At 70.2% G+C, this 20,060-nt stretch carries 17 protein-coding genes; 7 read left to right on the forward strand and 10 right to left on the reverse strand.

The window, feature by feature from the left end:
- Positions 1–7: 7 nt before the first annotated feature.
- The 3 genes from KV381_RS27335 to KV381_RS27345 all read left to right on the forward strand — a co-directional run bounded on the left by KV381_RS27335 (position 8) and on the right by KV381_RS27345 (position 3,098).
- Positions 8–1,117, forward strand: a complete 1,110-nt coding sequence (locus KV381_RS27335; protein ID WP_373461216.1) for a FecCD family ABC transporter permease — start codon at positions 8–10, stop codon at positions 1,115–1,117.
- A gap of 13 nt (positions 1,118–1,130) precedes the next feature.
- On the forward strand, positions 1,131–1,988 hold the full coding sequence (locus KV381_RS27340) for an ABC transporter ATP-binding protein (protein WP_032787626.1): 858 nt from the start codon (positions 1,131–1,133) through the stop codon (positions 1,986–1,988).
- 78 nt (positions 1,989–2,066) lie between these two features.
- Entirely contained in the window at positions 2,067–3,098 is a 1,032-nt protein-coding gene (locus KV381_RS27345) for an iron-siderophore ABC transporter substrate-binding protein (RefSeq protein ID WP_030632797.1), read from the forward strand.
- Between the two features lie 78 nt (positions 3,099–3,176).
- On the opposite strand, the gene KV381_RS27350 is transcribed toward KV381_RS27345, so the two are convergent.
- Entirely contained in the window at positions 3,177–3,791 is a 615-nt protein-coding gene (locus KV381_RS27350; protein ID WP_030632798.1) for a YceI family protein, read from the reverse strand.
- A gap of 260 nt (positions 3,792–4,051) precedes the next feature.
- Between KV381_RS27350 and KV381_RS27355 the strand changes: the two genes are divergently transcribed.
- Entirely contained in the window at positions 4,052–4,576 is a 525-nt protein-coding gene (locus KV381_RS27355; RefSeq protein WP_030078836.1) for a hypothetical protein, read from the forward strand.
- Between the two features lie 51 nt (positions 4,577–4,627).
- Here the strand turns inward: KV381_RS27355 and KV381_RS27360 are convergent, their stop codons facing one another.
- Positions 4,628–5,299, reverse strand: coding sequence for a peptidoglycan-binding protein (locus KV381_RS27360; protein WP_373307573.1), 672 nt, complete (start codon positions 5,297–5,299; stop codon positions 4,628–4,630).
- Positions 5,300–5,485: 186 nt separating this feature from the next.
- Positions 5,486–6,697, reverse strand: a complete 1,212-nt coding sequence (locus KV381_RS27365; RefSeq protein ID WP_030078832.1) for a glycoside hydrolase family 64 protein — start codon at positions 6,695–6,697, stop codon at positions 5,486–5,488.
- A gap of 408 nt (positions 6,698–7,105) precedes the next feature.
- On the opposite strand from KV381_RS27365, the gene KV381_RS27370 reads away from it, so the two are divergent.
- The 3 genes from KV381_RS27370 to KV381_RS27380 all read left to right on the forward strand — a co-directional run bounded on the left by KV381_RS27370 (position 7,106) and on the right by KV381_RS27380 (position 13,097).
- A complete protein-coding gene (locus KV381_RS27370; protein WP_218786613.1) occupies positions 7,106–10,975 on the forward strand; it encodes an endo-alpha-N-acetylgalactosaminidase family protein in 3,870 nt (1,289 codons plus the stop codon).
- Between the two features lie 263 nt (positions 10,976–11,238).
- The gene (locus KV381_RS27375; RefSeq protein ID WP_218786614.1) at positions 11,239–12,822 is read left to right on the forward strand and encodes an acyl-CoA carboxylase subunit beta; all 1,584 of its coding nucleotides are present in this window, start codon (positions 11,239–11,241) and stop codon (positions 12,820–12,822) included.
- A 71-nt stretch (positions 12,823–12,893) separates the two neighbouring features.
- The gene (locus KV381_RS27380) at positions 12,894–13,097 is read left to right on the forward strand and encodes an acyl-CoA carboxylase subunit epsilon (protein WP_030076048.1); all 204 of its coding nucleotides are present in this window, start codon (positions 12,894–12,896) and stop codon (positions 13,095–13,097) included.
- Between the two features lie 84 nt (positions 13,098–13,181).
- On the opposite strand, the gene KV381_RS27385 is transcribed toward KV381_RS27380, so the two are convergent.
- From KV381_RS27385 to KV381_RS27415, 7 genes are all read right to left on the reverse strand, one after another.
- Entirely contained in the window at positions 13,182–13,763 is a 582-nt protein-coding gene (locus KV381_RS27385; protein WP_014048542.1) for an ATP/GTP-binding protein, read from the reverse strand.
- Positions 13,744–14,403 (reverse strand): DUF742 domain-containing protein, encoded by a 660-nt coding sequence (locus tag KV381_RS27390; RefSeq protein ID WP_193464776.1) that lies wholly within the window; start codon positions 14,401–14,403, stop codon positions 13,744–13,746. Before KV381_RS27390 ends, KV381_RS27385 begins: the two co-directional genes overlap by 20 nt.
- Positions 14,404–14,493: 90 nt before the next feature.
- A complete protein-coding gene (locus KV381_RS27395; protein ID WP_006127847.1) occupies positions 14,494–14,907 on the reverse strand; it encodes a roadblock/LC7 domain-containing protein in 414 nt (137 codons plus the stop codon).
- A 10-nt stretch (positions 14,908–14,917) separates the two neighbouring features.
- Entirely contained in the window at positions 14,918–18,175 is a 3,258-nt protein-coding gene (locus tag KV381_RS27400; RefSeq protein WP_086779665.1) for a nitrate- and nitrite sensing domain-containing protein, read from the reverse strand.
- 362 nt (positions 18,176–18,537) lie between these two features.
- A complete protein-coding gene (locus tag KV381_RS27405) occupies positions 18,538–19,119 on the reverse strand; it encodes an ATP/GTP-binding protein (RefSeq protein WP_003966011.1) in 582 nt (193 codons plus the stop codon).
- Entirely contained in the window at positions 19,100–19,507 is a 408-nt protein-coding gene (locus tag KV381_RS27410; RefSeq protein WP_003966010.1) for a DUF742 domain-containing protein, read from the reverse strand. The genes KV381_RS27405 and KV381_RS27410 overlap by 20 nt, the downstream gene beginning before the upstream one ends.
- 135 nt (positions 19,508–19,642) lie before the next feature.
- Positions 19,643–20,056, reverse strand: a complete 414-nt coding sequence (locus tag KV381_RS27415; protein ID WP_006127850.1) for a roadblock/LC7 domain-containing protein — start codon at positions 20,054–20,056, stop codon at positions 19,643–19,645.
- Positions 20,057–20,060: the final 4 nt, after the last annotated feature.

Raw genomic sequence — 20,060 nt, forward strand, 5'->3', positions numbered from 1 at the left:
CAGCCCGATGAACGGCAGCCCGGTGACCGGAACCACCGTGACCGGGTCCCGCCCGAAGGAGACCGCGTCCGCGTCCGACGCCCGGCTCGCCGACGCCGTACGCCGGGTCTCCGCCGTACGCGGCCGGAGCCTGCGACGCTCCGTCCTCGTCGGCACCGGCCTGCTCGCCGCCGTGATCGTCATGTTCGGCGTCTCGCTCAGCTACGGCGATCTGGTGACGCCGATCGACAAGGTGGTGGCCACCCTGTTCGGCGGCGGCGACGGCGGATCGCAGTTCGTCGTGCTGGAGCTGCGACTGCCCCGGGCCCTCCTCGCGATCCTCGTCGGCACCGCCTTCGGGCTCTCCGGAGCCGTCTTCCAGACCGTGCTGCGCAACCCGCTCGCCAGCCCCGACCTCATCGGCATCAGCGCCGGGGCCAGCGCGGTCGCCGTCACCGCCGCCCTGCTCTTCCAGGTCAGCGGACTCGCGCTCTCCGCCAGCGCCCTCACCGGTTCGCTGGTCGCCGGAGCCGCCATCTATCTGCTCGCCTGGCGGCAGGGCATCGCCGGTCAGCGCCTGGTCCTCGTCGGCATCGGCGTCGGCATGGGGCTCTCCAGCATCGTCTGGTACGTGATGGCCCGCTCCGAGGTCACCGACGCGCAGGAGGCGTTCCGCTGGCTGGCGGGCAGCCTCAACGGCCGCTCCTGGAACCAGGTGTGGCCGCTGCTCATCGCCCTCGGCCTGCTCGTCCCGCTGACCGTCCTTGCCGCCCACGCGCTGCGCCCCCTCCAGCTCGGGGACGACGCGGCCGCCGGGCTCGGCGCGAAGGTCGAGGGCGGTCGGCTCGCGCTGCTGGGCTGCGCGACCGCGCTCGCCGGGATCGCGACCGCCGCCGCCGGACCCGTCGGGTTCGTGGCGTTCGTCGCCGCGCCGATCGCCCGCCGCCTGGTCCCGGGCCGGGGCGCCGCCCTGCCGCAGGCGGCCCTGACCGGGGCGCTGATCGTCCTGGTCGCCGACTTCGGGGCACAGCACCTGTTCCCGGTGCAGCTGCCGGTGGGCGTGGCCACCAGCATCATCGGCGCCCCGTATCTGCTCCTGCTCCTGGCCCGCGCCAACCGCGTCGGCAGCGGGGGCTGACATGGAGGAGCAGATGGTTCGGAAAGACGACGAAGACGACGACGAAAGGCGTGGCCCTGCCGTGGCCGAACACACTCTGGAAGCCCGGGACGTCCGGCTCGGCTACGGCGAACGCGAGATCGTCCCCGGTCTGAGCGTGACCGTGCCGCCCGGGAAGATCACCGTCATCGTCGGCCCCAACGCCTGCGGGAAGTCGACCCTGCTGCGGGCGATGGCCCGGCTGCTGGCCCCCTCCGCCGGGGCGGTGCTCCTGGACGGCCGGTCCATCCAGGAGATGCCGACCAAGGAGGTCGCCTCCGTGCTCGGGATCCTGCCGCAGAGCCCCACCGCCCCGGAGGGCATCACCGTCTCCGACCTGGTCGGGCGCGGCCGCTACCCGCACCAGGGCTGGTTCCGCCGGTGGAGCTCCGAGGACGACGAGGCGGTCGCGCAGGCGCTGCTCTCCACCGACGTCCTCGAACTCGCCGACCGTTCCGTGGACGAGCTCTCCGGCGGCCAGCGCCAGCGGGTGTGGATCGCGATGGCACTGGCCCAGCGCACGGACATCCTGCTGCTCGACGAGCCGACGACCTTCCTGGACGCCAGCCACCAGCTGGACGTCCTGGACCTGCTCACCGACCTCAACCGCGAGCGGGGCGTCAGCATGGTGGCCGTGCTGCACGACCTGAACCTGGCCTGCCGGTACGCCGACCACATGATCGCGATGCGGGCGGGGCGGATCGTCGCGGAGGGCCGGCCGGTCGACATCGTCACGGAGGAGCTGGTCGGCGAGGTCTTCGGGATGCGCTGCTCGGTGATCGAGGACCCGGCGTCGGCCACCCCCATGGTCGTGCCGCTGGGCCGCCACCACATCAAGGACCCGGCCGCCTGAGCCGCGTACGTACGGGGAGGAGCTCTTCGGGCCAACCCGATGGCACCGTTGTCATTAGGTGAGGCTAACCTAAAGGGTATGAACGCTTCCGCTCCCCGTGCCCGGCGCCCCCGCCGCACCCCCATCCTCATGGCCGGTGCCGTCGCCGCCCTCCTCGTCGGCCTCTCGGCCTGTGGCTCGTCGGACGACTCCGACAGCTCCGCGTCCTCCTCCGCCTCCGGCGGCGCCTCCGAAGGCGCCTTCCCGGCCAAGGTCGAGACGAAGTTCGGCGAGGTCTCCGTCGACAAGCAGCCCAAGCGCATCGTCGCGCTCGGCTGGGGCGACGCCGAGACCGTGCTCGCGCTCGGCGGCCAGCCGGTCGGGGCCAGTGACTGGCTGCCGTTCGGCGGCGAGGGCGTCGGCCCGTGGGCCAAGGGCATGTACGACAAGAAGCCCGAGCTCATCGGCACGATGGAGCCGGAGTTCGAGAAGATCGCCTCCCTCCAGCCCGACCTGATCCTGGACACCAAGTCGAGCGGCGACCAGACCCGCTACGACACCCTGAAGAAGATCGCCCCGACGGTGGGCGTGCCGAAGGGCGGCGACCAGTACAAGATCTCGTGGGAGCAGCAGACCACGATGATCGCCGCTGCCATGGGCGTGCCGGAGAAGGGCAAGGAGCTGATCGCGGAGACCGGGAAGAAGTTCGAGGCCGCCGCGAAGGCCCACCCCGAGTTCAAGGACAAGACGATCACGGTCGGCTCGCGCACGTCCGAGGGCTTCGGCGTCTACGTCGGCGGCACCGGACGCATCGACTTCGTCGAGCGGCTCGGCTTCACGAACAACCCGAAGGCCGAGGCCCAGGCCGGCGAGGGCTTCTCCGTCTCCGTCTCCAAGGAGAACCTGGACCTGCTCGACGCCGATCTGACGGTCATGACCCCGATCGGCATCCCGGCCACGGACATCAGCGACGACCCGCTGTACAAGGCCGTCCCGTCGGTGAAGGCGGGCAACGACATCGTCTTCGACGACAAGGACATCTCGCAGGCGTTCGCCACGGACTCGATCCTGTCCGTCTCGTACGCGCTGGAGAAGGTCGTCCCGCTCTTCGCGGAGAAGGTCGCGAAGTAGCCGCCCGGCGTACACACGCGCAGCGCCCCGTCCCCGGGAGATCCGGGTGCGGGGCGCTGCGCGTGTGTACGGAGGAGGTCAGGCCGCCGGGGCCGCCTTGATCGCGGAGATGTCGAAGGTCAGCTTCACCTTGTCGCTGACCATCACACCGCCGGTCTCCAGCGCCGCGTTCCAGGTCAGGCCCCAGTCCGAACGAAGGATGTCGGTGCTGCCCTCGAAGCCGACGCGCTCGTTGCCGTAGACGTCGGTGGCGGAGCCGTTGAACTCCAGGTCGATGGAGAGCGGGCGCGTGACGTCCTTGATGGTCAGGTCGCCGGTGACCCGGTAGGTGTCGCCGCCGCGCTGTTCGGCCTTGGTCGAGCGGAACGTCATGAGCGGGAACTTCTCGGCGTCGAAGAAGTCGCCGCTGACCAGGTGGCCGTCGCGGTCGGCGATGCCGGTGTCGATGCTGGCGATCTTCACGTCGATGGAGGCGGAGGAGTTCGCCGGGTCCGTGCCGTCCAGCACCAGGGTGCCCTCGTGCTCACCGAAGGAGCCGCGCACGTTGGTGACCATGGCGTGGCGCACCGTGAAGCCGATGCTGCTGTGGGCCGGGTCCAGGGTGTACGTGCCGGTCAGGGCGGCAAGTGCCGGGTCCACCGCGGGGGCCTCGGTGACGGTGGTGGCGGTCGACTTGCGGGTGAACAGAGCCATGGCTCCTCCTCGGGGGACGTGTTCGTGGAGGTTGTTTAACCTTCAACGAGATTGACTGTAACTCCATCTTGTTCAAAGTTCAACCTTTCCGTCGCGGGTGTCCCGCGCGCGGTCCTCGCGGCCCTGCCGTCGCCGTCGAGGGCGGGGCGCCCCGCCCTCTGGCGGACGCGCGTAGAACTCGGGCACTATCTCCCTGCCCGGCGTGCGCGGCCCCGTGTCCGTACGCCCACTGTTTTGTCATGAGCAGGAGGAATCCCCCCATGGTGACCCGTCCACGACTCCGCTCCGCCCTCACCGCCCTGGCCCTCGTCCTCGGCGCGCTCTTCGTGCCCGGGATCGGCGCCCTCGGCAGCGGCGCCACCGAGGCGCACGCCGTGACCAAGCTGACCCACGCGCAGGCGACCTCCCGGTTCAGCTCGTCCGGGATCACCTGGTCGTCCTCGGGCGGCTGCTCCGACCGGTCCAACCCCACCTGCACGTCCTTCGACCAGCTCAACCTGCCCAGCGCCCAGGGCGCGCAGACCCTCAAGAGCGCCACCGGCTGCGCGCTCAGGATCACCGGAGGCACCGAGACCGGGCACGCCGGCGGCACGTACTCCCACTGGAACGGCTACAAGCTCGACTTCGCCAAGAGCACCTGCCTGAACAACTACGTCACCGGCACCTTCACCTACATCGGCACCCGGGGCGACGGCGCCCGTCAGTACCAGTCCGGCTCCGGCAACATCTACGCCGACGAGGGCAACCACTGGGACGTCACGTACTACAACTGCGGCGGCTGCTGACCGCGGCGCAGGCCCGGGGGCCGCCCCGCACCAAGGGCGGCCCCCACCGCGTCACGGGATCGGATCGGCGTCCGGGCCCTCCTGCGCCAGCAGGTCCCGGGCGAAGTCCTCCCACTGCGCGTACCGGTCCGGGTACGCGGACCGCTGCACCGCCTGGCACACGTCGCCCGGGTCCATCGACTCCCAGCCGTCGATCTGGAGCAGCCCGGGGTTGGCGCTGGGCGAGGGCAGTCCGTAGAAGGACTTGGACGCGGTCGGTACGTGGGTGATCTGGGCCGGCGTACCCCAGCCCATGCTGGGGCGCTGCTGGAAGACACCGAGCGAGTCGTGGTCGACCGCCGTGGTGTGGTTGACGAACTTCGACTCCTGCATCGCCGTCATCAGGGCGATGATCTGCGCCTCCTCCGAGAGGTCCGCCCCCTTTCCGACGCCGATGACCGTCCGGGCGTGGGCCAGCTGCTCCGGGCCGAGGTCGGACGGGGCGGCGAAGAACGCCCGCAGCTCGCTGTCCGGGGCGGTCTTGAGGAGGTGGGCGGTGGCCGTGTCGATCCGGCCGGTCGGAGGCAGCCCGTAGCTCTTCTGGAAGGCGGGCAGGCCGTGCGCGCCGGGGGCCTGCGGGGCGGGCGAGGGCGGCGGGGCGGGGTCCGCGTGCGCCGGAGCCGCCGCGGTGAGCAGGAATCCGGCGGCGACCGCCGCGAGCATGCGGCGGGGGAGTCGGTTCATTCGCATACGGAACCGTCCCGGGGCGCCGGGCCGAAGTCAAGAACGCCGCACACCGTGTCAATTGATGAGGTATCGGATGCCGGGCGGGCCGGAGTCGGGACACGCCGAGTCCGCACCCGCCGACTCCGGACATGCGTGTGCCCCCCGCCGCACGGACGGGGGGCACACGGTCCTACCGGGCGGGCGTCAGGCGCCCACGCTCACCGTGAAGCGGCGCGGGTTTCCGTCGTGCGCCGCGCCCGAGACGTCCGGCTCGCCGTCCGGGCGGACGTCGTCGTACGGGAACGCGTAACCGATCGGGCTGTTCGCGTGGACCACCCGGGACCAGTGGTTGGTGACCGGGGTCTTGTAGTAGTCCGCCGTCGACGTGCCGTTCGGCTGGCTCGGGTGGCTCAGCATGATCGAGCGGTTGAAGCCCGCCGCCAGCCGGGCCAGGATCGCCTTCTTGTCGTCGGAGTCGCCCGGGTTGTTGGTGAACGGGCCGTGGTTGCAGGTGAAGATGTCCTTCGTCTCCGGCTTGGTGAAGGTGTGGCCGCCCTCGAAGGTGAGGACGTCACCGCTCACCCGGCCGGCCAGCGTGCCCCGGCCGCCCTGGAGGTCGATGCGCAGGTCCTCGGAGCGGTACTTCTCCCAGACCTCGTCGATCTGGGCGGTGAACAGGTCCCGGAACGGCATCTCGGCGGGCCGGTCGAAGTACGGGGCCATGATGTTCTGCGGCGAGACGACCCGCAGCACCTTGCCGTCGTCGCCCCGGGTGATCAGCTTGTCCCACGGCTGCCCGTCGGCGGCGGCCTGGGCGGTGAGGTCCTCGGCGATCCGCTCCACCGCGCCCTCGGGGTGCGGGGCCACCACGTGGGTGCCGTCGCCCTCCAGCGTGATGCCGATCGGAAGCGCGGTGATCAGGTCCACGTAGCTGATGTTGGAGTACAGCTGCTCGGTGTTGAAGGTGAACTCGGCGAAGGCCCAGGTCCGCCCGTAGTTCGGGTCCGTCGGCGTCGCGAAGGCCGGTTCCACCAGGGACGGGCCCGGGTTGAGGAAGAAGTCCAGCTTGTCGTCGCGGACGAAGTAGACCCGCGCGCCGTACATCTGCGGCAGGGTCAGCACCACCGGGGCCGCGCCCGCGCCGTTGAGCGGGATCGCGCAGTCGACGGGCAGCGGGGTCTGCGGGGCGCCGGGGGAGTCGGGGCGGTAGACCTCGCCGTTCGGCCGGAGCAGCACCCAGCGGTCGGTGCCCAGCTCGTGGCCGGTGACGTACGCGTGCACCGTGCCCGGCAACGACTTGTTCTCCAGGGCGATTTCGCAGGTGGCGGGCGCCGCCGAGGCACGCGGGCTGAGGGCGGTGCCCCAGGCGGGGTACGTGAGCGCCGCGGCCGAGGCGGCGGCGCCGGTCAGGAACATTCGGCGTGAAATCACGAGGGGACTCCCGAGATGGTGGGGGGCCGCAGGCGGGGGTGGGGGGTGGCGCGGGGAGGGTCAGGAACCGTGGGGGTGCCTGCGGTGCGCACCACTCTCGCCAGGCCCGGCACGAGCGTCAAGACTTGTGACTGAGAGCGCTCTCAAAAATTCCGAGTCTTCACAACTCGACGCCCCGAAGCGGTACTTGCCGGAACCGAGCGGGTGCGAACCGTGACCGTCGGAGGACGGCGACCGCCAAGAGATGAAGTCGGCCGCCAGGAGGCGGACATGCCCCCGGTACGCCTCCGCCCTCTCCTGACTTGGACTAACGCACCGGGGTTGTTGGACGGAGTCGGCCCCCGCGGCCGAAGTTCGTTGACGGTGTCCGGACAGGGCGACTACTCAGGGGCCATGTCGCCAAGATTCCCTCGCCCCGGCCTGGTCGCCGCGGCCTCCACCGCCGTCCTGGCGCTCGTGGGGGCCGCCCTCCCCGCCGCAGCCGCCCCGCCGTCTCCCACCCCGGCCGAAGCGGCGGAGGTCACCGGGTCCGCCGTGATCCGGTCCGACCGGCTCGCCGTCGCCGTCGCCGACGACTTCCCGCGCGTCCTGTCGTACACCGACCGGGCGAGCGGCGAGCAGCTGCTCGGCTCCACCCGGCCGGTCACCGCCGTCACCCTCAACGGGACCGCCCGCCCGGTGAAGCTCAAGGGCGCGCCGAGGATCAGCGGCGACGCCGCCCGCTACACCCTCGCCTTCGACGCGCTGCCGGGCGTCGAGATCGACGCCTCGCTCACCGTCTCCGGGCGGGTCACCACCTTCAAGGTCACCGCCGTCCGCGACACGTCCGCCTTCCGGGTCGGGACCATCGACATCCCCGGGCACGACCTGATCTCCGTCGGGTCCACCGAGGCCGGCGCCGCCACCGCGTTCACCACGCTCGACCCGGACTCCACCCGCACCGCCGATGTCTTCGGCAAGGTGACCGCGGAGACGAAGCCCGACACCGCGCCCGTCGGGGCCAGTTACGCGATCCTCAACAACGGCTCCCTCGCCGCGGCGATCGAGTCGAACTCCTCGTACGACAAGCCCTCCGGGCCCACCGGCGGCGACGACGCCCGCTTCTGGCGCCAAGCGCGCACCGAGGAGGGCGGCGGCGTCCGGGTCGGCGTCTGGTCCGGCCAGTGGACCTACCGGGGCGAGGGAGCGCCGAAGCCCGAGAGCGGCGCGAACCTGCCGTGGGCCAAGGTCGTCGTCACCCCGGACGCCAACGGCGACCAGGCCGTCGACTGGCAGGACGGGGCCGTCGCCTTCCGCTCCATCGGCGTCACCGCGCCCGGCAGCGAGGACACCGCCAAGCGCGTCGTCACCCACATCCCGTTCAACTTCGCCAGCCAGGCCACCCACCCCTTCCTGCGCACCCTGGACGACGTCAAGCGGATCTCCAAGGCCACCGACGGCCTCGGCCAGCTCGCCGTCCTCAAGGGCTACGGCTCCGAGGGCCACGACTCCGCCCACCCGGACTACGGCGGCAACTACAACAAGCGGGCCGGCGGGCTGAAGGACCTCAACACCCTGCTCAAGGCCGGCAAGAAGTGGGGCGCCGACTTCGGCGTCCACGTGAACGCCACCGAGTCCTACCCGGAGGCCAACGCCTTCTCCGAGCAGCTCGTCGACAAGACCAAGCCCGGCTGGAACTGGCTCAACCAGAGCTACTACATCGACCAGCGCCGCGACATCAACAGCGGCGACCTGGAGAAGCGCTTCCGGCAGCTGCGCGACGAGACCGACCAGAACCTCGACTTCCTCTACATCGACGTCTACTACAGCCACGGCTGGATCGCCGACAAGACGATCCAGGCCGTCCAGAAGCAGGGCTGGACCGTCGGCACCGAGTGGGCCGACAAGTTCGAGCGCGCCTCGCTCTGGTCGCACTGGGCCAACGACCTCAACTACGGCGGAGCCACCAACAAGGGTCTGAACTCGCAGATCATCCGGTTCATCCGCAACGGCGAGAAGGACATCTGGAACAACCACCCGGTCCTCGGCCAGAGCGCCCTGGAGGACTTCGAGGGCTGGACCGGCGAGACCGACTGGAACGCCTTCACCGCCAACATCTGGCAGAAGAACCTCCCCGCCAAGTACCTCCAGCAGCAGCGGATCACCCGCTGGGACGGCAACGACATCACCTTCACCGGCGGGGTGCGCGGCACGGTCGAGAACGGGCAGCGGACCTTCTACGACCAGGGCCGCAAGGTGCTCAGCGGCACCGACTACCTGCTGCCGTGGGACGGCGGCAAGAAGCTCTACCACTACAGCGAGACCGGCGGCACCAGCAGCTGGGAGGTGCCCGGCAAGGGCGCGTACACCGTCTATGAGCTGAGCGACAACGGCCGGAAGAAGGCCGCCACGGTCCGCCCCTCCGGCGGGAAGATCACGCTGACCGCCACCGCCGGACAGGCCTACGTCCTCTACCCCGACCGCGCCCCGAAGGAGACCGCCGCCGACTGGGGACAGGGGACCGGTCTCAAGGACCCCGGCTTCAACGACCGCGACCTCACGGGCTGGACGAAGACCGGCACCGCCGTACGCGACACCGACGAGCAGGGCCGCAACAGCGCCGAGCTGTCCGGTTCCGGCACGGCCGCGCTCGCCCAGACCGTCACCGGCCTCACACCCGGCAAGCGCTACACCGCCTCCGCCCTGATCGAGGTCGAGCCCGGCGAGAGCCGCCGTACGGTGCTGAGCGCGGGCGGCACGTCGGTGGCCGTCGAGCGGTCCACGGCCGAGGACTTCGTCGCCGCGTCCGACTGGCACGGCACCTCCTTCCAGCGCGCCAAGGTCACCTTCACCGCCCCCGCGAACGGCCGAACCACCCTGCGGATCGAGGCGGCGGCGGGTTCCACGGCGAAGGTCCGCGCCGATGACGTACGGATCGTCGCGAACGCCCCGGCGACCCGCCCCGGCACGGTGGCGTACGAGGACTTCGAGGCCGTCGACCAGGGCTGGGGCCCCTTCCTCAAGGGCAACGCGGGCGGCTCCACCGACCCCCGCACCAGCGTTTCGCAGCTGAACGCCCCGTACACCCAGTCCGGCTGGAACGGAAAGCTGATCGACGACGTGCTCGGGGGGAAGGAGTCGCTGAAGTCGCACGAGGAGAACACCGGCCTCGTCTACCGCACCGCCCCCTGGACCGTCCCGATGAAGAACGGCCACCGTTACCAGGTGGACTTCGCCTACCAGTCCAGCCACGCGGGCGCCTACAGCTGGGTCGAGGGCTACGACCGGGTCGCCGACGGCAAGGCCGCCTCGACCGAGACCCGGGCCACCCCGGTCGGGCAGCAGCGCACCACCGGGCGGTTCAGCCGGACCCTCACCGCGGGCTGCGGCGACACCTGGACCGGGCTGCGCAAGCTCGCCGGAGCACCCGAGGGCGCGGACTTCGTCCTCGACGACTTCACCGTGACCGACCTCGGACCGGCCCCCGCCGGGCAGGAGGCCGTCTGCGGCACGCTCGACGTGGCGGCGGACGCCGAGACCCTGGAGCCCGGGGCCCCGAACACGGTGAAGGCGACCTTCGGCAACGACGAGGCGAGCGCCGCCACCGGCGTGGAGCTCGCGCTGACCGTGCCCGAGGGCTGGCAGGCCGAGCCCGTGGGCGCGGTCGCCTTCGACTCGGTGGCCCCGGGCGCGAAGGTCACCGGCAGCTGGCGGGTCACCCCGCCGGTGGACGCCCCTTACGACACGTACGCGCTGGACGCCCGGGCCACGTACGCCGTCGCGGGAGCCGGTCGTACGCTCGGCGCGGGAACCTCGGTCCGTACGCTCCCGCCGCCGCCCACCGAGGACGGCTGGGCCAGTGATCTCGACTGGACGGCCTCGGAGAACGGCTGGGGCCCGGTCGAGCGCGACCGGTCCAACGGGGAGGCAGGGGCCGGCGACGGCGGACCGCTGAAGATCGGCGGCGTCGCCTACGACAAGGGCCTGGGCACGCACGCCCCGGCGAAGATCCGCTACTACCTGGGCGGGAAGTGCACCTCCTTCACCGCCGAGGTGGGCGTGGACGACGTCCAGGCCACCCGGGGCAGCGTACGGTTCTCGGTCGCGGCAGACGGTACGGAGAAGGTGGTGTCGCCCGTACTGGGGGCGGCCGACCCCGCCTGGAAGCTCACCGCCGACGTCACGGGCGCGAAGTACGTCGAGCTGGTCGTCCGGGACGGCGGCGACGGCAACGGAAACGACCACGCCGACTGGGGCAACGCCCGCTTCCACTGCGGAAGTTGAACCTACGCCGAACGGCGGTCGTTCCGTGGTGGAGCCGGGCTGAACCGTGCTGGGCCATACTGAGGGGGCCTTCGGGCCCCCTCAGGGGCATGTGGTCCACGGCACATCCGCCATTTGTGGGGTCTCCACAAGGCGAGGCGGCGTTTCGCTGGTGGATCGCGTGCACGATGCCGTGGTTCTGTTCACTCCCACCACGAAACCGGGCAGGAGACTGTTCGGAGTCGACGGCACGATTTCTGGGTCGGGGTTCGTAGGGTCGGTACATGACCGTTGTGGACGAAACCCAGGGCGAGCCGACCGACGCCCGAGGCCGGGTGGCCGAACTGCTGGCCCTGCGCGAGCAGGCGCTGCGCGGACCGAGTGAGCGGGCGACCGAGGCGCAGCACGCCAAGGGGAAGCTGACCGCGCGGGAGCGGATCGAGCTGCTGCTGGATTCGGGTTCGTTCAAGGAGGTCGAGCAGCTGCGGCGTCACCGGGCGACGGGGTTCGGGCTGGAGGCGAAGAAGCCGTACACCGATGGTGTGATCACCGGGTGGGGGACGGTCGAGGGCCGGACGGTCTTCGTGTACGCGCACGATTTCCGGATCTTCGGCGGGGCGCTGGGTGAGGCGCACGCGACGAAGATCCATAAGATCATGGACATGGCGATCTCGGCGGGTGCGCCGCTGGTGTCGCTGAACGACGGCGCGGGCGCCCGTATCCAGGAGGGCGTCTCGGCGCTCGCTGGTTACGGCGGTATCTTCCAGCGCAACACCCGCGCTTCCGGTGTGATTCCGCAGATCAGCGTGATGCTGGGCCCGTGCGCGGGCGGTGCGGCGTACTCCCCGGCGTTGACGGACTTCGTGTTCATGGTCCGGGAGACCTCGCAGATGTTCATCACGGGGCCGGACGTGGTGAAGGCGGTCACCGGCGAGGAGATCACCCAGAACGGTCTCGGCGGCGCGGACGTGCACGCCGAGACCTCGGGCGTGGCGCACTTCGCGTACGACGACGAGGAGACGTGCATCGCGGAGGTCCGGTACCTCATCGGGATGCTGCCCTCCAACAACCGCGAGAACCCGCCGACGGCTCAGAGCGACGACCCGGCCGACCGCCGCAGCGACGTCCTCCTCGACCTGGTCCCGGCGGACGGGAACCGTCCGTACGACATGCACCAGGTGATCGAGGAGCTCGTCGACGACGGCGACTACCTGGAGATCCACGAGCGCTGGGCCCGCAACATCATCTGCGCGATGGCCCGCCTCGACGGCCAGGTCGTCGGCATCGTCGCCAACCAGCCGCAGGCCCTGGCCGGCGTCCTGGACATCGAGGCCTCCGAGAAGGCCGCCCGCTTCGTCCAGATGTGCGACGCCTTCAACATCCCGATCATCACCCTTCTGGACGTCCCCGGCTTCCTGCCGGGCGTCGACCAGGAGCACGGCGGGATCATCCGCCACGGGGCCAAACTCCTGTACGCCTACTGCAACGCCACGGTGCCGCGGATCTCGCTCATCCTCCGCAAGGCCTACGGAGGCGCGTACATCGTCATGGACAGCCAGTCCATCGGAGCGGACCTCACCTACGCCTGGCCGACCAACGAGATCGCGGTCATGGGCGCCGAGGGCGCGGCCAACGTGATCTTCCGCCGCCAGATCGCGGACGCCGAGGACCCCGAGGCCATGCGCACCCGCATGGTCAAGGAGTACAAGGCCGAGCTGATGCACCCCTACTACGCGGCCGAGCGCGGCCTCGTCGACGACGTCATCGACCCCGCCGAGACCCGCGAGGTCCTCATCGCCTCGCTCGCCATGCTCCGCACCAAGCACGCCGACCTGCCGTCCCGCAAGCACGGCAACCCCCCGCAGTAGTCCTCCGCCGCAGCGGCGCGATCCGCCGCACGGTCCACGACATCCTGCCGAGAAGACGGAGACACCCCACCATGAGCCTGACGTCCGCCGAGTCCGTCCTGCGCGTCGAGAAGGGTCACGCCGACCCCGAGGAGCTGGCGGCCATCACCGCCGTCCTGATGGCCCGCGCCGCCGCCCAGCCCGCCGCCCCCGCCCACCGGGGCCGTGACACCGCCGGCTGGCGCCGTCTGGAGCGCACGCCGGGCTTCCGCGCCCCGCACAGCTGGCAGGGCTGACCACCCGCCCGCTCCACCTCATACGGAAGGGCCCCGCACTCCTCAGGAGTGCGGGGCCCTTCCGTCGTGCCGTAACCCGGAGGCTCAGCGCAGCCGTGCCATCAGGGCGTGCTCGACCAGCGTGATGAGCGCGCTCTTGGCGTCCGCGCGGTGGCGGGCGTCCGTCGTCAGGATCGGGGTGTCCGGACCGATCTGGAGCGCCTCACGCACCTCGTCGGGCGTGTAGGGCTGGTGCCCGTCGAAGCCGTTGAGGGCGATGACGAACGGGAGGCCGCTGTTCTCGAAGTAGTCGACGGCCGGGAAGCAGTCGGCGAGACGGCGGGTGTCGACCAGGACGACGGCGCCGATCGCGCCGCGGACCAGGTCGTCCCACATGAACCAGAAACGGTCCTGACCCGGCGTACCGAAGAGGTACAGGATCAGGTCCTGGTCCAGGGTGATACGTCCGAAGTCCATGGCCACCGTCGTGGTGGTCTTGTCCCCGGTGTGGGTCAAATCGTCGATGCCCGCCGAGGCGGACGTCATCACGGCTTCGGTGCGCAGCGGGTTGATCTCCGAAACGGCACCGACAAACGTGGTCTTACCCACGCCGAAGCCCCCTGCCACCACGATCTTCGCCGAGGTAGTGGAGCGGGCCGCTCCGCCGCTAGAGCTTGCGAAGTCCACTGAGCACCCTTTCGAGCAGTGTCACATCTGGCTGGCCGCCGGCGGCCTCGTCGCCGCCGGGCTGATGGATAGCGACGAGTCCGGCCTCGGCCAGGTCGGCGACGAGGATCCGGGCAACGCCGAGGGGGATCGAGAGAAGGGCCGAGATCTCGGCGACCGACTTGATCTCGATGCAGAGCCGGCAGATCCGCTGGTGCTCGGGCAACTGCCCTTGCAGCCGGGACGGATCGGCCGTGGTGCTGACCAGCGCCTCGATGGCGAGCTGGTAACGCGGTCGGGTCCGGCCGCCGGTCATGGCGTACGGACGGACCAACGGGTTGTGGGCGGCGGGCTTCTCGGGCTCGGGAGCCCGCCGCTGCTGCTGCACCGGCTGAATACGCGACCGCTGGGGCGCGTCGTACCGCTGGGGCTGCTGCGGTTGCTGCGGCCACCCCGACCCCGGTTGCTGCGGAGGCCACTCGGACCCCTGCGCGCCGTGAGCACCCTGCTGCGGCTGTTGCTGCTGCGGCTGCTGATATGGCTGATACTGCCCGGGGCCCTGCCCGCCAGGAGCGGCAGGGAAGCCGAAACGGTTGTCACCGTGCTCACCCGGAACCCTCTGGTCACCGTTGTATGGGTGCCCGCCTGTGGGTGCTGCCACGTTTCCTCCTCCGACTGCCGGTCGCCGATCCCAGTGGGGCCGCGCCACCGCACTTTATGGCGCGGTGGCGAGAAACGCACTGTCTGTCTACTAGTTAAGAAGACTTCCCTGAAGTTCGGCGCGGAGGTCCGGAGTCAGGACACTGCCCGCGCGGTCGACCAGAAGGGCCATTTCGTACCCAACCAGACCGATATCGGCGTCCGGGTGGGCCAGAACGGCGAGCGAGGATCCGTCGGAGATGGACATGATGAACAGGAATCCCCGCTCCATCTCCACAACGGTCTGATTCACGGCGCCGCCCTCGAAGATCCGCGAGGCGCCCGCGGTCAGCGACGTCAGACCGGAGGCGACGGCCGCCAGCTGGTCGGCGCGGTCGCGCGGGAAACCTTCGGACATCGCCAGCAGGAGTCCGTCGGCGGAGACCACCACCGTGTGCGACACCCCGGGGGTGTTGTCCACGAAGTTGGTGATCAACCAGTTGAGATTCTGCGCCGCCTGGCTCATCGGGCTCACACTAACGCTCCTGGTTGTAGGTGGTACTGGTGTCCGACCCCGCGCTGCGTCCCCGCTGGATCCCCCGCCGCAGGTTGCTCAACCTGCCGCGGACGTCCTCGGGAGCGCGGGAGACCTGTGGGCCGCCCTGCTGGGTCTGCTCCGCCGTGCCCTCGACCAGGTTGGCCTTGGGTACGCGCCGGGGGAGACCGGAGGGGGTGATTCCGCCCGCCTTCGGCTCACGGAGCTTCTCGGCCCGCTCCCAGCGCTCGTCGTTCGTCGAGCGCCAGTCGTCGGTGCCGTCCCCGTCCGTCTGCGGGTCCTGCCGCTGTTCCTGCTGCGGCCGGCGCTGCGGAGTCGGAGCGGGCTGGTCGTCGGCGCGGCCGCCGGGGCCGGGCTGCCAGTGCTGCTGACCGCCGCGGCGCGGCAGACCGGCTTCGGTCAGCTCGTGGCCGACGTTCGGGGTGGGTCCCGGACGGTCGAAGCCTACGCGCTCCGACGGCTCCGCGGGCGTGCTCGGAACAGATTCCGATGCGGCGGGAGCAATCGGCTCATAAGTGTTCTGGAAACCGCTCTGAACAGGCCAGTCGTCCTGGTGGGACTGGTCGGCGGCCGGAGCCGCGTACGCGTCGGCGTACGGGCCCTGCCGGTCGTCGGGCACTGCATATGCCGATTCCTGGAAGCCGTCTCCGGGGCGCTGCTGACCCTGCTGCGGCTGCTGCTCCTGCTGCGGATAGCCGTCCCCGGCGCCGTACTGCTGCTGCTGTTCGTAGGAGCCCTGGAACTGGTCCTGCTGCGGCTGCTGCCCGTACTGGTCCTGGCCGTACTGCTCGTCGGCGTACCCCTGCTGCGGCTGCTGCTGCCCGCCGTACGGGTCGCCCGCGTACGGATCCGTTGCGTAGCCCTGCTGCTCCTGGGAGTTGTCGCCGAACGGGCCGCCGGTGCCCGTCTGGGCCTCCAGGGCCGCCCTGCGCTCCTCGCGCATCAGCGAGCGGTTGACCGGGTCCAGCTGACCCGGGTCCGCCGGGATCTCGTAGCGGGAGTCGTCGAAGCCGAGCTCCGCCGCCGTACGCATCGGAGCCTGCTGCGGCGCCGGCTCGAAGGCCTGCTGCTGCTCGGGGATGATCGAGGAGACGGTGAAGTCGTCCTGGCCGCCGCCCGGTTCGCCACCGCCACCGTGGGTGATGGCGTCCGGCAGCATGACCAGCGAGGTGGTCCCGGCCTGCTCGCCCGAGGGGCGCAGCTGGACCCGGATCCCGTGCCGGTCGGCCAGCCGGCCGACCACGAACAGGCCCATGCGCTGGGACACCGCGGCGTCCACGGTCGGCGGGTTGGCCAGCTTGTGGTTGATGTCGGCGAAGTCCTCGGCGGTGAGGCCGATGCCCTTGTCGTGGATCTCGACCATGACCCTGCCGTCGGGCAGCCGGGTCGCGGTGACCCTGACCTTGGTCTGCGGCGAGGAGAACGTGGTGGCGTTCTCCAGCAGCTCGGCCAGCAGGTGCACGAGGTCGGTGACGGCCCGGCCGTGGATCTCGGCCTCGGGAACGCCGGACAGCTCGATGCGCTCGTACGACTCCACCTCGGAGGAGGCGGCGCGCAGGACGTCGACCAGGGGCACGGGCTGGTCCCAGCGGCGGCCGGGCTCCTCGCCCGCGAGGACGAGGAGGTTCTCGCCGTTGCGGCGCATACGGGTCGCCAGGTGGTCCAGCTTGAAGAGGCTCTCCAGCTGGTCCGGGTCGGCCTCGTTGTTCTCCAGGTCGGTGATGAGGGTCAGCTGGCCCTCGATGAGCGACTGGTTGCGGCGCGAGAGGTTGGTGAAGATCGCGTTGACGTTGCCCCGCAGCATGGCCTGCTCGGCGGCGAGCCGGACGGCCTCGCGGTGCACCTGGTCGAAGGCGCGGGCGACCTCGCCGATCTCGTCCTGCGTGGTGATCGGGATCGGCTGCACCCGGGTGTCGACCCGGCCCGGGTCGGTGCGCGAGAGCTGGTCGACGAGGGAGGGCAGCCGCTGCTCGGCGATGCCGAAGGCGGCGGTACGCAGCTGGCGCATCGAGCGGCTCATCTGGCGGGCCATGAGCCCGGCCAGGATGAACGCGGCCAGCAGCGCGATGACGACGATGAGGCCGTCGACGATGGCGTCGGTCTTGGCGTCGGAGGAGATGTCCGCGGCCTCGTCCACCGCCTTCGTGACGAGCTCGTCCTCGACGGTGGCGTACCCCTCGAACTTCGCGGTGGCCGCCGCCATCCAGGTCTCGGGCGTGATGCCCTTGGCCGCCAGGTCCTTGGGGTCCTGGCCCTTGCCGATCTCCTGGGCCATGCCGTCGAAGACCGAACCGTCGATGCTCGGCGGCGCCACGAAGGGCTTGCCCGCGGCCTCGGCCTGCTCCTTGGCGGCCTTGAGCTGCTTGGCGCCCTCGGCGGCCTTGCCCGTCATGACCTGCTTGAGCCGGTCGACGTCCGCCTGGGTGCCACCGGAGTTGAACTCGCCGAGGGCGATCTGCTCCAGGTAGTTGTACGAGCCGAAGGCCTTGACCTGGTCGTTGTACGTGCCCGGCTTCTGGCTCGGGCGCACCAGAAGGTGCATGCCGATCGAGCGCTGAAGCGATTCTGCAGCCTTGGACAGCTCGATCGCGTAGACGGTACGGCCGTAGCTGGTGATGTTGCCGGTGCCGAGGCCGAGCTCGTTGGAGAACTCCATCAGCGAGTGCTGGACCTGGACGTAGCCCTCTTCGGTCTTCACCGGGTCCAGGGCCTGCGAGTAGGCGGCCTTGCGCAGCTCGGGAAGCTTGGGCTCCTCGCCCTTGAACAGCTTCAGCCGGCGCTCCAGGCCCGGTTTCGACGGCATGTCCTTGACCGCGGCGTCGAACTTCCGCGCCGCCTCGTCCGTGGTGGCCCGGGTCTGCTCGACCACATCGGCGTCACGGTCGCCCGAGAGCAGCGGCTCCGCGGTGAGGTCGCGCTCGTTCAGCAGCGCCTGCCCGTAGTCGGACGCGGCACGCACGACAACCGCGATCTTCTCGGCCTCTTGCGCCTCGCCCCAGGTGTCGATGGAGCCCTTCACCTGGAAACCGCCCATGACCAGGCCGACCAGCACCGGGATCAGGAGGATCGCGTTCAGCCGGGTGGCCACGCGCCAGTTGCGCGGGGACAGCCGACTGGTGCTGCCGCCCTCGGCGGGCTCCGTGCCGGGCACATCCGCAGGGGACGCCGCAGCGCGCGAGGGCGGGGTGAAGTTGCCCCGCTCGGGCTGCGCCGCGGAGCCCTCGTTGCTTCGCCTCACTCGACCAACAACCTCTCGGCGTCGGCACCTACGCTGTGCCGGATTATTTCGTTCAGGGCCGTACTACTGGGGAGTTCGTCGAATTGCAGCACGGGTACCGGCCCCGTTCCAAACACTCGGAATCGTTGATTCCGAGTGGCCCAGGCCTCAGATAAAACGGACATAAAGAGTGAGCCCCGTCAAAAGGCGGGGCTCATGTGAGCGCAGTGGCACCGAATGGATGCATCGGGTGGCGGAGTGGAGTCAATTCTCTGTCGAAACGTTATGAACGCGGGGGCGGATCGTGTCAAACGACACAGGCCGCCCCCGCGTGACTACTGCAACTTCCGTATACCGATATCGACTTACGCCTGGTGGAAGGACTACTTCAGGCGTGCCATCAGAGCGTGCTCGACCAGGGTGATCAGGCCGCTCTTGGCGTCCGCGCGGTGGCGGGCGTCCGTGGTGATGATGGGCGCGTCCGGACCGATCTGGAGCGCCTCACGTACCTCGTCGGGCGTGTAGGGCTGGTGTCCGTCGAAGCCGTTGAGGGCGATGACGAACGGGAGGCCGCTGTTCTCGAAGTAGTCGACGGCCGGGAAGCAGTCGGCGAGACGGCGGGTGTCGACCAGGACGACGGCGCCGATCGCGCCGCGGACCAGGTCGTCCCACATGAACCAGAAACGGTCCTGACCCGGCGTACCGAAGAGGTACAGGATCAGGTCCTGGTCGAGCGTGATGCGGCCGAAGTCCATGGCGACGGTGGTCGTCGTCTTGTCCCCGGTGTGGGTCAGATCGTCGATGCCCGCGGACGCGGACGTCATGACGGCCTCGGTGCGCAGCGGGTTGATCTCCGACACGGCCCCGACGAACGTGGTCTTGCCCACGCCGAAGCCGCCCGCCACCACGATCTTCGCCGAGGTGGTGGCGCGGCCCGTACCGCCGCTAGAGCTTGCGAAGTCCACTGAGCACCCTTTCGAGCAGTGTCACATCCGGCGCGCCGCCGGCCTCTCCGTTGCCCGGCTGGTGGATGGCCACCATGCCGGCTTCCGCCAGGTCCGCCACCAGGATTCGGGCGACGCCGAGCGGCATCGACAGCAGTGCCGACACCTCCGCCACCGACTTGACCTCACGGCAGAGGTGGCAGATCCGCTGGTGCTCGGGGAGCAGGGTCCCCAGATGCGCCGGGTCTGCCGTCGTGCTGACCAGAGCCTCTATCGCGAGCTGGTAGCGCGGCCGGGTCCGGCCGCCGGTCATGGCATAAGGACGTACCAGCGGCTGGTCGCCTTCCCCGTCGTACGACGCGTGGTGCAGTGCGCCGTACGGATCGGGTGAGGCGGGTGGCGGGGTCATGAATCCTCCGGGCGTGACAGCAGGTTCTCGGCTTGCCGTCTGCAAGGGGCCGGTGAGGGGACTAAAGCGGCCTGTCGGGTGAGGGTTGTGGGCATTACCTGGGGGGATCGTGTCGTGAATCCGCTGGATGGCCGTCTAGTGGAGCAGACTGCCTTGGAGTTCGGCGCGGAGGTCGGGCGTGAGGACGGTGCCCGCACGGTCGACCAGGAGGGCCATTTCGTACCCGACCAGACCGATGTCGGCGTCCGGGTGGGCAAGAACGGCGAGGGACGAGCCGTCGGAGATGGACATGAGGAAGAGGAATCCCCGCTCCATCTCCACAACCGTCTGACTGACGGCGCCGCCCTCGAAGATCCGGGACGCGCCCGCGGTCAGCGAGGTCAGCCCGGACGCCACAGCGGCGAGCTGGTCGGCGCGGTCGCGCGGGAATCCTTCGGACATCGCCAGCAGCAGGCCATCCGCGGAGACCACCACCGTGTGGGACACCCCTGGGGTGTTGTCCACGAAGTTGGTGATCAGCCAGTTCAGATTCTGCGCGGCCTGACTCATGGGG

The organism is Streptomyces sp. WY228, from assembly GCF_019287315.1.
In the GTDB taxonomy this organism is placed as follows: Bacteria; Actinomycetota; Actinomycetes; order Streptomycetales; family Streptomycetaceae; genus Streptomyces; species Streptomyces caviscabies.